Here is a 12,505-nt window from a genome sequence, read left to right as displayed (position 1 = left end):
CACGCACCGTCATTCGGCTGGCTGAGCGACGGCTTGAGCCGCGGGGGCAAGCTGGCCGCGCGGCTTGTAGGTCGTGTAGAGCGCAAGACCGGTGCACACGAATCCGCCGACAAGGTTGCCCAGCGTGACCGGGATCTGATTCCATACCCACCAATCGTAAAAGCTGACCTTGGCGCCAAGCAGCATGCCGGTCGGAATCAGGAACATATTGACCACGGCGTGTTCGAATCCGAGCGCGAAGAACAGGAAGATGGCAATCCAGGTTGCGGTAACTTTTCCGACGGTCGAGTTGGACGTCATGGAAAGGATGACACCAAGGCTAACCAGCCAGTTGCAGAGAATGCCTTTCACGAAAAGACTCAGCATTCCGGCCGCGCCAATGGCTTCATTGGCGATCGTCTTGGCCTCGGCGGCCGCGACGATCCGCGCGGCGACGCCAGCCACGGCAATCTTACCCATGTTGGTGAGCGATCCTGCGATCAGCACGCCGAAAGCGATGCTGCCGATGAGGTTTGCCAGATAGACCCAGGTCCAGTTGGCCAGGACTTCGCCCCACTTTGCTTTGCCTTCGAGACGCGCCATCGGCACGATTGCGAAGCTGCCGGTGACGAGTTCGAGATTGAGCAGAACGATGATGGCGAGAGCGACCGGGAAGATCAGCGCGCCCACGATTGGCTGACCGGTCGTCGTCGCACCGGTGAAGGCAAGCGTGGTCGCCGCACCGAGCAGCGCTCCAGCCAAAATTCCGCGGATCAGAAGGTCGCGCGGGGGAAGCGCCAGCTTCTCCAGGCTGGCATCGATCATCGAATTAACAACTTCGGCGGGTCTTACATAATCCATGTCGAGGCTCCAGTTGCCACGCGCGTGCGTGGGACACGACGGGCAAATTGTTCGATCGCGGAAGTGCGGCGCAGGCGGCCCGCGCCTTGTTGAGCTTCACTTATGCGATCCGGCCAGCACCGTTGCTGCGGAGTCCATCGCGGACCAAGCCAACCCCCTCTGTGGGGCTGGCTGCACTGCAATATTCAAATTGCATGCCACATCCATTCGCGGCCCTGCGCGTTGTTCTTTCAACGGGTTAGGGCAAGGAATGAGGTTCTGTTCAGCCAAGCCCGCTCATGGAATTTGGGCAGATCGCTGAAAATTTAGACAGACCAGATATCTGCCCATTATTTAATCCGGTCGATTCTTAGCGACTTCCTGGTTCGGCACTTAGGGCTGCGAAATAGGCTTCGATCGTCTCGGGGGCGAAGACCGGCCCGGCAAATGCACCCATCGCGCTTGATCCCGTTTGCTGCGCGTTGGCGCGCCCCAGGGCGGCCTCAAACAGATCAGGTCTGAACACCGCCTGTGCCCTCTTCAAGCCTTCCCGATTCATCGGCGTCTGCTTCCAGCGCACCATTTGCGCATAAAGCCACGCGGCCTGGAGCGGGTCCGGCGCGGAAGCATCTTCCCTTGCCAGCATCATGAAACGGCTGTCTTCGCGGCTCGTGCCGTCGGAGGCGACCTTGAGTCGTCCCTCCAGCGTTCGCAAAATCACGCCGGCATCGACGCCGATATATTCGTCTCGCGCCAGAATCTGCGCGACCTCAGTCCGATTCTCCGGCACCTCCGCGAATTCGGCGGCGCGGAAGACGGCACGAACCAGGGCCGCCAATACGTGCGGATTTTTGTCCGCCCATATCTGCCGTACCGCCAGCACCTTCTCGGCTGCACGCTGCACGATGTCCGAGCCGAAATGCAGGACCCGCCCGACGCCGCGATCGACGGCAATCGAGTTCCAGGGTGCGCCGACGCAAAACCCGTCGATTTGGCCGCTGGCCATGCTGTCAACCATGAACGGCGGCGGCAACACGACCAGGCGCACGTCCTCGTCAGGATCAACGTGACCAGCCGCCATCCAGAAGCGCAACAAATAGTTGTGCGCCGAAAACGGAAAAGTCATGCCAAAGGTCAGCGGCGCGCTTCCGCTGCGGCGGCGCGCGGCGACGACGCGGGCGAGCGCCCGTGCGGTCGCCATTGGATCAAGGCGATCACCGTCAAGTTCATGCACGATCGCGGCGTAAAGCGGTGGCGATACAGTAACGGCATTGCCATTGAGACTGAGTGTGAGCGGCGCAACGATCGGCACCTTGATATGCCCAATTCCAAGACTTGAAGCGATCGGAACCGGCGCCAGGCTGTGCGCGGCGTCGAACAGGCCGATATTGAGCTTGTCGCGAACGTTCGACCACGACACCTCCCGAACGAGTTGCACGTCAAGCCCCTCGACCCGCACAAACCCCTTCTCGACCGCGACGATAAGACCGGCTGCGTCGATCAGGGGAATGAAGCCTATCCGGAGTGGTGCTGTCACTTGAGTAGCTCCGATGCCGTCAGGATCGACTGAGCGATGTCGCCGATTTTTTTCTTTTCGCGCATGGCGGTTGACCGCAACAGCACATAGGCCTCGTCTTCGGTCAGCCCCTTCAGTTTCATCAGGATTCCCTTGGCTCGGTCGATCACCTTGCGGTCTTCCAGCGCAGACCTGGCGCGGTCGAGCTCATTCTGCAGCTTGGCGAAGGCGTTGAAACGCGAGATGCAAAGATCGAGGATCGGCTTCAGGCGCTCCTTCTTTAATCCGTCGACAATATAGGCGGAAACGCCGGCATCGACGGACGCCTGGATCGAGGCGGCGTCGCTTTGATCGACGAACATCGCAATCGGCCGCCGCACTGCGCGGCTGACTTGAAACATTTGCTCCAGCACATCACGACTTGGATTTTCCAGGTCGATGACGATGACGTCGGGATCGAGCGCGTAGATGCGATTCAGCAGGCTCTGCATTTCGCCGATGCGCACCACATCGGTGTACCCCGCTTCCCGCAATCCCTCTTCGAGAAGAGCGGCGCGGATTGGGCTTTCGTCGACAATCGCAATTTTTGGAGACGACTCGCCGCCCATCGCTTTCCTGCATTCCTGGTGGTCCCACCCTAACGCTTGTCCGGCGCGCCGGCAGGCGCTCTGCAACGGTCAGAACCAGGAACCACCAGCAAACCTGGAGTTTCCAGTGGCCTTTGAGATTTGACATTCGCAATGCGAACGCGCCACCTATGGGACAGCGAACCTTCAAATCCACTCTACTAATAGATAGCACGTCGAGACGACCGCTCTCAAAGCCTTGTATTTAAGCACGATTGGCATTAGCTCCTGCCCATTATTTATCTGGACAGCCCAAAAATGTCGCAGGCCACCGCGCCTAAAGTCAGCTTTGTCTCGCTTGGATGCCCCAAAGCCTTGGTGGATTCCGAGCGCATCATCACACGGCTGCGCGCCGAGGGCTATGAACTGGCGCGCAAGCACGACGGCGCCGATCTCGTTATTGTTAATACTTGTGGTTTTCTCGACAGCGCCAAGCAGGAATCACTCTCTGCGATTGGCGATGCGATGGCTGAAAACGGCAAGGTGATCGTTACCGGCTGCATGGGCGCCGAGCCCGATCAGATCGAGAAGGCCTATCCCGACGTGCTCTCAATCTCGGGACCTCAGCAATATGAAAGCGTTCTCGAAGCCGTGCACAGGGCGTTGCCGCCGGTGCATAATCCGCACATTGATCTGGTGCCGCCGCAAGGCATTAAACTGACGCCGCGGCACTATGCCTATCTCAAAATCTCCGAAGGCTGCAACAATCGCTGCTCCTTCTGCATCATCCCTAAATTGCGTGGAGATCTGGTGTCGCGACCCGCCTGTGACGTGCTCCGCGAAGCCGAACGACTGGTCAATGCCGGCGTCAAGGAATTGCTGGTGATCTCCCAGGACACGTCAGCCTATGGCGTCGACATCAAATATGCGTCAAGCGCCTGGAGGGACCAAGAGGTCCGCGCGAGGTTCTTCGATCTGGCCCAGGCGCTCGGCCAATTCGGCGTATGGGTGCGGCTCCAATATGTCTATCCCTACCCCCATGTCGACGAGGTCATCGGCCTCATGAACGAGGGCAAAGTGCTGCCCTATCTCGATATCCCGTTCCAGCACGCAAGCCCGGCCGTTCTCAAGGCGATGAAGCGGCCGGCAGCGCAGGAGAAGACGCTGGCACGTATCAAGAGCTGGCGGGCGGAGTGCCCGGAGCTTGCCTTGCGGTCCACCTTTATCGTCGGTTTTCCTGGCGAGACCGATGCCGATTTCGCCGAGTTGCTCGATTGGCTCGAGGAAGCCGAAATCGACCGTCTGGGCTGCTTCAAATACGAGCCTGTGTCTGGCGCGCCCGCGAACGCGCTTGGCCCAGCTGTGCCTGACGACGTCAAGCAGGAGCGCTGGAATGCGCTCATGGCGCGCCAGCAGAAGATCTCGGCGCGGCGTTTGAAGCGCAAGGTCGGCAGCCGACAGCAGGTCATCATCGACGAAGTCGGTCCGACCGTTGCCAAGGGACGCTCAAAGGCCGACGCGCCGGAGATCGACGGTGCGGTCTATGTCACGAGCCGCAGGCCCTTGAAAGTCGGCGAAATCGTCACCGCAAAGATCGAGCGATCCGACGAATACGACCTGCATGGATCGGCCGCAGGATTTTGAGACGCTTGACAGAGCTCGCCGCTCGGCTGTATCAGCGCGCCCCATGATGTTGAACCGGACCATCGCTCGCGCCGGCTGCCGTCGTCACCGCCGTGACGATGAGACGGTGCGCCATGTCCGACGACGACGCTGATCCAGTAAATCAGCCAGGTTCTCGAGAAGGCCGCACCCGAAAGGATGCGGCCTTCTTGCTTTTCGGCCCGTCCCTTCCCGTAAAAACCGCAATGAGAGTTCGACATGATCCCGCTCACGCCTTCGTTCGACGCGCTGATGGAAATCACCGCCCGCCCGCCGATCGCCTTCGTGCGCGGCAAAGGCTCGTATCTCTGGGACGATACGGGAAAGCGCTATCTCGATTTCATCCAGGGCTGGGCCGTGAACTGCCTCGGCCACTCCCCGCGTCTGCTTGCGGAAGCAATTTCAGCGCAGGCCAAACGGCTTATCACGCCAAGCCCCGCCTTCCACAACGATGCCAGCCTGAAGCTCGCCGAAGCGCTAACCGACTTGAGTTGCTTCGACCGGGTGTTCTTCGCCAATTCCGGCGCAGAGGCCAACGAAGGCGCGATCAAGCTCGCGCGCAAGTACGGGTCCCTCCACAAGAAGGGCGCGTATGAGATCATCACCTTCGAAGGAGGCTTTCACGGCCGGACGCTGGCAACCATGTCGGCCTCCGGCAAGAAGGCCTTCGAGCCCTTGTTCGAGCCCAAGGTTTCCGGCTTCCCCAAAGCGAGATGGAACGACCTCGCCTCTGTGGAAGAACTGATCACCGATAGCAGTATCGCCGTGATGCTCGAACCGATCCAGGGGGAGGCAGGCGTCTGGCCCGCGAGCGATCAATTCCTGCGCGACCTGCGGGCGCTGACCTCGGCCCACGGCCTCTTGCTGATCTTCGACGAAATCCAGACCGGAATAGGCCGTACCGGCAGGCTCTTCCACTATGAGCACACGGGGATTGCACCCGATATCATGACCCTCGGCAAGGGCATTGGCGGCGGCGTACCGCTGGCTGCGCTGCTCGCCACCGAGGCTGTCTCCTGCTTCGCACACGGCGACCAGGGCGGAACGTTCAGCGGCAATGCGCTGATGTGCGCGGCGGGTTTGGCGGTGATCGACCAGGTCGCTGCGCCGGTTTTTTTAAAGGCGGTAGTGGAGAACGGGCTTTACCTCGAGAGCGAACTTCAACGCCTCTCGGCGCGCCACGGTCTCGGCGAGGTACGCGGCCGGGGATTGCTGCTCGCGCTCGATTTGCGGATTCCGATCGCGCCGTCAATCGTGGCCGCGGCATTGGACGCTGGCGTCCTCCTGAACGCACCCCGTCACGACACCTTGCGGTTCATGCCGGCACTCAATGTCACCCGCCAACAGATTGATCTGATGGTCGACTGTCTCGATGCCGTGCTGGCCAAAGCCGGCGTTGCGCGCCGGGTGGCCTGAGCTCAATACGGCTTGAGGATCGATGCGCCGGTGGTTGATCGGCTCTCGAGATCGGCATGGGCCTTGGCGGCATCCTTGAGCGCGTAGGCATGATTGATCGGCACGTGCAGTTTGCCGTTGATAACGGCGGCAAACAGCGTGTCGGCGCCTTCGAGCAGTTCGGAACGCTTGCCGATATAGTCGTTGAGTTTGGGCCGGGTCGCAAACAGGGAGCCGTGATTGTTGAGTTCGGCGATCGCGAACGGCGGCACCGGTCCCGAGGCGTTGCCGAAGCTCACAAACAGGCCGCGCGGTTTGAGGCACGACAACGAACCCGGAAAGGTCGATTTGCCGACACCGTCGTAGACCACGTCACAGAGTTCGTTGCGGCTGATCTGTTTGACCCGCGCGACGAAATCCTCCTCGTTATAGAGGATGACATGATCGCAGCCATTGGCGAGCGCCAGATCCGCCTTGGCCTTGGAACCTACGGTGCCGATGACGTGCGCGCCGAGCGCCCTCGCCCATTGGCAGGCGAGCAGCCCGATGCCACCGGCGGCGGCATGGATCAACACGCGATGATGCGGTTCGACCTTGAAAGTCTTGTGCAGCAGGTACCAGACCGTCAGCCCCTTCAGCATCAGCACCGCACCCTGCTCGTAGGTGATGTGATCGGGCAGCTTGACCAGTCGCTCCCAGGGGATGTTGCGTTCCCCGGCATAGGCGCCGAGATTCACGTAATAGGCGACGCGATCGCCGGGATGGAAATGAGTCACCCCGGGGCCTACCGACACGACCTCGCCCGCCGCTTCGTTGCCGATGATGAAGGGCAGGCCCGGCGCCTTGTAGAGACCGGAGCGGTAGTAAGTATCGATGAAATTCAGGCCGACCGCATGCTGGCGGATACGGACCTCGCCGGGTCCCGGCGCGGGCACTTCCGTATCCTCATAGACGAGGACCTCCGGACCGCCAACCTTGTGCACCCGCACGGCCTTCGTCATCACCCTTACTCCCATCTCCCATCGGGTCCTCGCTCCGCTCAAGCGAATGACATTGACGTCTCATTGTCAACTCTGCGCACCCTCCGCAGCCGGCTAATGGCCCGCCCCTTTGCTGCGGTTGCGCCGCGCCAGTACATTGAAGAATTCCACGGCCGTTGAAAACGCAATCGCGAAGTAGATGTAGCCGCGCGGAATGTGAAATTTGAATCCGTCGGCCACCAGCGCAACCCCGATCAGAACCAGAAACGCCAGCGCCAGCATTTTGGTAGTCGGATGCGCCGCGACGAATCGGCCGACCGGCCCCGAGGCGGCATACATAACCACACAGGCAATCACGACGGCCACGACCATGATCGAAAGATCTTGCGCCATGCCGATCGCGGTAATGATCGAATCTAGTGAGAATACGACATCGATGACGATGATCTCCACGATCACCTTGAAAAAAGCCGCGCCGCTGGAAGCGGCGGGTCGCGTTTCATCGCGCGCTTCGACCTCCTGATGGATTTCGTGCGTTGCCTTCGCGATCAGGAATAGTCCGCCGGCAATCAGGATGATATCGCGCCAGGAAAATGCAAATTCCTGAACGGTGACCACGGCGCGGGTGAGGCCGATCAGCCATACGAGAGCGCTCAGCAGCAGAATCCGAAAGACCAGCGCGAGCGCGAGGCCGATCTGGCGGGCGCGCCTGGCTTGTACGGGCGGAATGCCGGAAACAACGACGGAGAGAAATATGACGTTATCGATGCCGAGAACAATCTCAAGCGCCGTCAGGGTAAAGAGAGCGGCCCAGGCTTCCGGGCTGGTGATCAGCGCAATCATGTCTTGAGCGACCTCACCAATCGGATAGCACTGTCGCTGCCGACCACGTAAAGCCCGATCGCACAAAGAGCCGATGTCACAGCGATTCCCGGTTCAAGATCGTCGATCAATGCCACCACCACCAGGGCGATTCCGGCGCCTACCAGGCTGAGCGTCACCCACCGCAGGCGAGCGACGCGGACGGGATGGACGACGTGAAACGGCATGAAGGTAAGAGCAATCAGGACGGCAACTGCGAGGGTCGATGCCGCAGGCGGCCAGCGCAACAGAAATAGATAGAACGCAGCCAAGTTCCACAGGCCTGGAAAGCCGCGGAAATGATTGTCATCCGATTTCATGCGACGATCGGCAAAATAGAGCGCCCCCGAGACCGCAATTCCGACCCCCAGCACGGGAGCGGCCAACGGCCACAGCAGGCCGCTCGCGGCGATGGCATAGGCCGGAACGAAAACGTAGGTGACGAAATCGACCACGAGATCGAGCACATCGCCCGACCAGTTCGGCTGAAGGCGCGCAACATCCAGACGCCGCGCCATCGGCCCGTCCACACCATCAATGACAAGCGCGATGCCGAGCCACCAGAACATCGCCGGCCAATGTTCGCGAACCGCTTCCATCAGCGCAAGCAGTGCAACACCGGCCCCCAATGCAGTGAATACATGCACGGAAAATGCGGCTATGCGCCGGCCCCGCTTGGCTTCCGATTGCTGAGGTTCGGTCCCTTGATCCATTTAGCTGAAATGCGTCCGTTTGTGTTCACTGCTATCAGGAATCGCCAGCTTTGCACACATCTCGCGTTCCGAAACGTCACACCAAACGCCGGGCTTGAAAATACCGCGGGGAATGTCAAATGTCGTAAGTATGAACGAGAATTCCTCGATCTTTGACGTTGCCGTAGTCGGCGGCGGTCCGGCGGGGTTGGCCGCGGCGATTGCGCTTGCTCAGTCCGGTGCAAACACGGCTTTGGTTGCCCGCTGCTCGCCATATGCCGACAACAGGACAACGGCGCTTCTCGGCGGATCAATCGATTTCCTGCAGAGGCTGGAGGTTTGGCCGACTTGCAAGGCGAGAGCGGCCGAACTGCGGGTCATGCGGCTCGTCGACGATACCGACCGCCTGATCCGGGCTCCGGAGGTCAAGTTTTCCTGCGACGAGATCGGCCTTGATGTCTTCGGCTATAACATCGAAAATCGGACCCTCGTTTCGGCCCTGGAAGAACGCGCAGCCGTTCAATCTGCTTTGACGCGGTTTGATGACGAGGCCGCCAAGATCCATTGCATGGAAGATAGCGTCGCGATTGCGCTCGTGAGCGGGAAGTCATTGTCGGCACGGCTGGTGGTGGCCGCCGACGGCAGACACTCGCTTTGCCGTGAAGCCGCAGGAATCAAGGTCCGGCATCGCGATCTTGGTCAGGCTGCGCTGACCTTCAACGTCGGCCATTCCCGCCCCCATCGCAATATCTCGACCGAATTTCATACGACGCACGGACCGTGCGTCTTTGTGCCGCTGCCCGGCGACCGATCCAGCGTGGTGTGGGTATCCGAGCCAGGGGAAGTCGATCAATTGATGGCGCTGAGCGATGAGGGTTTATCGGAAGCGGCCGAGGCACGCTCACATTCGATCCTGGGACGGATGTGCGTTGAGCCCGGCCGGAGCCGGTTTCCGCTTGTGATCGAACAGCCCCTCAGTTTTGCAAAAGCGCGTGTCGCACTTGTCGGCGAAGCCGCCCATGTGGTGCCCCCGATCGGCGCGCAAGGCCTCAACATGGGGCTGCGCGATGCGGCCGATATCGCCCATATCGTACGGGAGGCACTCGCCGCGGGAGAAGATCCCGGCTCGGGCGGGGTCCTTGGCCGCTACGCGTCCGCGCGGCGCCCCGACGTCGTGAGCCGAACGCTTGCCATTGATCTTGCCAACCGCTCTCTCCTCAGCGCTTTTCTGCCGGTGCAATCGTTGCGCGCCGGCGGATTGCATCTAATCGGCTCGTTCGGGCCGCTGCGGCGACTGGCCATGCGCGAGGGGCTGGCACCGTCATGGCGAGCTTCGCAAGCCGCCCGCGGCGCTAGGGAAACGCCAGCCGGCCGCTCTGAATAAGCCACATCGCTGTCGTCAGCGTGACCACCGAGGCGAAAGTGCCGACCATGACAGCGACGGAGGCCGGTTCGATCCAGGCATCGTTCTGCCGCGCGATCACAAAGACGTTCAGTGCCGGCGGAAGCGATGCCATCAGGACAGCCGTCGCAGCCCACGAGTTCGGAAACGGACCAAGCAGCAGCATTAGCGCGAAGACGATCAGCGGGTGTATGAGAAGTTTCACCGCGACCACCGCGGGCACCTCCCAGGGAATGCGACCGAACGGACGCAGCGCGACGGTCACCCCGAGCACGAACAGCGCCGTCGGCGCCGCGGCGTTTTGCAGGAACGACAACGTGTTGTCGATCGCCACCGGCGGATGAAAATGAACGGCGGCAGCGAGCGCGCCCGCGCATGCCGATACGATCAGCGGATTTAGCGCGATTTGTTTGATCAACAGGCCCAGCGCATGCAGCCAATGATGGTCGCTATGATCCGTAAGGGCGATCAGAAACGGCACCACCGAAAACAGAAAAATACTGTCACAGCAAAAGATCAGTGCCGTCGGCGCCGAAGCTTTTGCACCAAGCACCGCCAAGGCGAGTCCCGGTCCCATGTAGCCGATGTTGCCATAGCCGCCGGAGAGCCCGGCCAACGTGGCGTCTCGGAACGATAACCCTCCCGCTACCCGCCCAGCGGCCATCGCGAGGAAGAACGCCAGCGCTGTACCGCAGGTCGTGGCGATCAGAAATGGCGGATTGTTGAGCTCTTCAAAAGGGGTTCTTGACGTGATCCCGAAAAGCAGGGCCGGCAGCGAAACGTAAAGCAGGAAGAAGTTCATCCACGTCAGACCCTGCTCCGGCAAGGGGCGGAACCTGCCGCAGGCGAAGCCGATGAAGATCAGGCTGAAATAAGGAAGCGCAAGGTTGAGAACGTCGGCCATTCCGGCGCAGTTTCGTCGTTGTTGGCACCGATCTGGCGGCGGCCGGCTAACGTTAATTCACCGCTAACGGCCCCTCGCATCACGGATATCGGAATTGAAGGACTGCCAGCAAATATAGGTTTCTAGTGGAGTTTTGGATTTGAACGTTCGCTTGGTAGCTTGTCGCAAGCGGCAAATGGAAATCCAGCCCCCACCACTAGCCACTAGCATCGGCGGCAATCATGGTCTATTCGACGAGCTATGATCAAAACGCGCACCGCCAAGTTCCAGATCGGGCAGATCGTCCGCCACCGGATATTTTCCTTCCGTGGCGTGATTTTCGACATCGATCCCGAATTCAACAATACCGAGGAGTGGTGGTTGTCGATTCCGGAAGAGGTCCGTCCGCACAAGGATCAGCCGTTCTATCATCTGCTGGCCGAAAACTCCGAGTCCGAGTACGTGGCCTACGTCTCGGAACAGAATCTTTTACCCGACGATTCCGGCCAGCCGATCCGCCATTCGCAGGTGGCTGAGATTTTCGTGAAGGACAAATCGGGCGGCTACCGGCCGCGTAACCCCTCTCTCAATTAGCTGTGCGGATCTGACTTTAGCTCCGGCCTTGTCGTTGGTTCGGCCAGGACATGGCCGATAAAAAAGGCGCTTCTTTCGCGAAGCGCCTTTTTTCTCGACTATGCGAGGTGACTTACTTCGCAGCCTGCGGCGCACCCGGAGCCTGGCCGCTCTGTTCAAGCTTCTTGCGGGCTTCCTCCGCACGCTTCTGCAGTTCTTCCTGAAGCTTCTTCTGATTTTCCTCAAACTGCTTCGGATCGGTCGGGGGGCCGTCATAGGCCTTGGCGAAATCGCCAAGGGGCAGCGGCAGCGTGATCGGCTGATTGTTGGACGAGATTGCCTGAACGACGAGGTTCTGGCCCTTCTTCATCTGATTCAGCATTTCCGGCGTCACGTCATAGTCCGACATGCAGCCGTTCTGGAAGCAGACCACGAAGGGACTCTGCGCGGGCGGATTGTTGTCGATGATGATTCGTGTGCCATGGACGAGCAGCATGCCAAGCGGCAGCGTAACACGAAGTATCTTCTTCGGCTCACCTTCCGGTTCGATCACGACCGCGGCGATTACCGGCTGGCCGGACTCGATGCGGCCGTCCTTGCCAGTGAAGCAAACCTGCTTGGCGTTGGCGTCCTGCCCCTTAAGACAGAACTTCGTCCACGGGGCGTAGATCAACTGGACCTGCTGGTCGGCCGGGGGCTGGGCAGAGGGCGCGGCAGGTGCTGCAGGCTGCGCCGACGGTGCGGGAGCCGGCGCCGCCTTGGGCGCCCTCGACTTGGCCTTCGGCGCAGCCGTAGGCGCCGGTGCCTGGGCCGAGACGCCGGACGCAAGGAAGGTGGCCCCCAACGCGGTCGCCACCATCACGGCGAAAGCGCGCTTACGCGGCCAGACTGGCGCGGCCAACATACGGAAATTCATTGCAGAAAACCCTTTCTGAACGGAAGCGCCGAAAACCGCTCTAGGCACTGAAAACCCGGCCATCTTGGCGGCTGTCTCCTTGCCAATTGAGGCGGATGCGTGACCAGCCCTGCCCGATTGGTCAATTGGACGTCTTCATACAGAGGCGGACGAAAAGATCAATGCCGACGGGGCACATTACGGCGTGTGTCCGTGCCGGACCGGGGCCCGTGCTACAGCTTGATCGTGAAGCAGATCGAA

At 60.6% G+C, this 12,505-nt stretch carries 12 protein-coding genes; 4 read left to right on the top strand and 8 right to left on the bottom strand.

From position 1 onward, the window contains the following. Positions 1-9 precede the first annotated feature (9 nt). From NEZ08_RS00550 to NEZ08_RS00540, 3 genes are all read right to left on the bottom strand, one after another. On the bottom strand, positions 10-840 hold the full coding sequence (locus tag NEZ08_RS00550) for a formate/nitrite transporter family protein (protein ID WP_298101913.1): 831 nt from the start codon (positions 838-840) through the stop codon (positions 10-12). Positions 841-1,189: 349 nt separating this feature from the next. Continuing rightward, positions 1,190-2,356, bottom strand: coding sequence for a CmpA/NrtA family ABC transporter substrate-binding protein (locus tag NEZ08_RS00545; protein WP_298101911.1), 1,167 nt, complete (start codon positions 2,354-2,356; stop codon positions 1,190-1,192). After that, positions 2,353-2,943, bottom strand: a complete 591-nt coding sequence (locus NEZ08_RS00540; RefSeq protein ID WP_298101909.1) for an ANTAR domain-containing response regulator — start codon at positions 2,941-2,943, stop codon at positions 2,353-2,355. The genes NEZ08_RS00545 and NEZ08_RS00540 overlap by 4 nt, the downstream gene beginning before the upstream one ends. A 276-nt stretch (positions 2,944-3,219) precedes the next feature. On the opposite strand from NEZ08_RS00540, the gene rimO reads away from it, so the two are divergent. Continuing rightward, positions 3,220-4,545, top strand: coding sequence for a 30S ribosomal protein S12 methylthiotransferase RimO (gene rimO, locus NEZ08_RS00535; protein WP_298101907.1), 1,326 nt, complete (start codon positions 3,220-3,222; stop codon positions 4,543-4,545). Between the two features lie 237 nt (positions 4,546-4,782). Then, positions 4,783-5,979 (top strand): acetylornithine transaminase, encoded by a 1,197-nt coding sequence (locus NEZ08_RS00530; protein WP_298101905.1) that lies wholly within the window; start codon positions 4,783-4,785, stop codon positions 5,977-5,979. Between the two features lie 2 nt (positions 5,980-5,981). On the opposite strand, the gene NEZ08_RS00525 is transcribed toward NEZ08_RS00530, so the two are convergent. The 3 genes from NEZ08_RS00525 to pcsA form a co-directional block, all read right to left on the bottom strand. Further along, positions 5,982-6,959 (bottom strand): quinone oxidoreductase, encoded by a 978-nt coding sequence (locus tag NEZ08_RS00525; RefSeq protein ID WP_298101902.1) that lies wholly within the window; start codon positions 6,957-6,959, stop codon positions 5,982-5,984. A 93-nt stretch (positions 6,960-7,052) separates the two neighbouring features. Further along, positions 7,053-7,781, bottom strand: coding sequence for a TerC family protein (locus tag NEZ08_RS00520; RefSeq protein ID WP_298101899.1), 729 nt, complete (start codon positions 7,779-7,781; stop codon positions 7,053-7,055). Then, positions 7,778-8,512, bottom strand: a complete 735-nt coding sequence (gene pcsA, locus NEZ08_RS00515; RefSeq protein ID WP_298101895.1) for a phosphatidylcholine synthase — start codon at positions 8,510-8,512, stop codon at positions 7,778-7,780. Before pcsA ends, NEZ08_RS00520 begins: the two co-directional genes overlap by 4 nt. 130 nt (positions 8,513-8,642) lie before the next feature. Here pcsA and NEZ08_RS00510 point away from each other — a divergent pair, with 130 nt between their 5' ends. Next, a complete protein-coding gene (locus NEZ08_RS00510) occupies positions 8,643-9,875 on the top strand; it encodes a UbiH/UbiF family hydroxylase (protein ID WP_298101959.1) in 1,233 nt (410 codons plus the stop codon). Here NEZ08_RS00510 and NEZ08_RS00505 read toward each other — a convergent pair. After that, the gene (locus NEZ08_RS00505; protein ID WP_298101892.1) at positions 9,844-10,797 is read right to left on the bottom strand and encodes an AEC family transporter; all 954 of its coding nucleotides are present in this window, start codon (positions 10,795-10,797) and stop codon (positions 9,844-9,846) included. The two genes, NEZ08_RS00510 and NEZ08_RS00505, sit on opposite strands and share 32 nt — an antisense overlap. Positions 10,798-11,037: 240 nt before the next feature. Between NEZ08_RS00505 and hspQ the strand changes: the two genes are divergently transcribed. After that, a complete protein-coding gene (hspQ, locus tag NEZ08_RS00500) occupies positions 11,038-11,370 on the top strand; it encodes a heat shock protein HspQ (protein ID WP_298101889.1) in 333 nt (110 codons plus the stop codon). A gap of 112 nt (positions 11,371-11,482) precedes the next feature. Here the strand turns inward: hspQ and NEZ08_RS00495 are convergent, their stop codons facing one another. Then, positions 11,483-12,265 carry an invasion associated locus B family protein gene (locus NEZ08_RS00495; protein WP_298101885.1) on the bottom strand — a complete coding sequence of 261 codons (783 nt, stop codon included), beginning with the start codon at positions 12,263-12,265 and terminating at the stop codon, positions 11,483-11,485. Positions 12,266-12,505 lie beyond the last annotated feature (240 nt).

This window comes from Bradyrhizobium sp. (genome assembly GCF_027451485.1).
Lineage (GTDB): Bacteria > Pseudomonadota > Alphaproteobacteria > Rhizobiales > Xanthobacteraceae > Bradyrhizobium.
This window is presented reverse-complemented; position numbering and strand designations above follow the sequence as displayed.

Coding starts and splice junctions, on each gene's coding strand:
- NEZ08_RS00550 (WP_298101913.1), bottom strand. CDS start 840: ATGGATTATGTAAGACCCGCCGAAGTTGTTAATTCGATGATCGATGCC.
- NEZ08_RS00540 (WP_298101909.1), bottom strand. CDS start 2,943: ATGGGCGGCGAGTCGTCTCCAAAAATTGCGATTGTCGACGAAAGCCCA.
- rimO (WP_298101907.1), top strand. CDS start 3,220: ATGTCGCAGGCCACCGCGCCTAAAGTCAGCTTTGTCTCGCTTGGATGC.
- NEZ08_RS00530 (WP_298101905.1), top strand. CDS start 4,783: ATGATCCCGCTCACGCCTTCGTTCGACGCGCTGATGGAAATCACCGCC.
- NEZ08_RS00525 (WP_298101902.1), bottom strand. CDS start 6,959: ATGACGAAGGCCGTGCGGGTGCACAAGGTTGGCGGTCCGGAGGTCCTC.
- NEZ08_RS00520 (WP_298101899.1), bottom strand. CDS start 7,781: ATGATTGCGCTGATCACCAGCCCGGAAGCCTGGGCCGCTCTCTTTACC.
- pcsA (WP_298101895.1), bottom strand. CDS start 8,512: ATGGATCAAGGGACCGAACCTCAGCAATCGGAAGCCAAGCGGGGCCGG.
- NEZ08_RS00510 (WP_298101959.1), top strand. CDS start 8,643: ATGAACGAGAATTCCTCGATCTTTGACGTTGCCGTAGTCGGCGGCGGT.
- NEZ08_RS00505 (WP_298101892.1), bottom strand. CDS start 10,797: ATGGCCGACGTTCTCAACCTTGCGCTTCCTTATTTCAGCCTGATCTTC.
- hspQ (WP_298101889.1), top strand. CDS start 11,038: ATGATCAAAACGCGCACCGCCAAGTTCCAGATCGGGCAGATCGTCCGC.
- NEZ08_RS00495 (WP_298101885.1), bottom strand. CDS start 12,265: ATGAATTTCCGTATGTTGGCCGCGCCAGTCTGGCCGCGTAAGCGCGCT.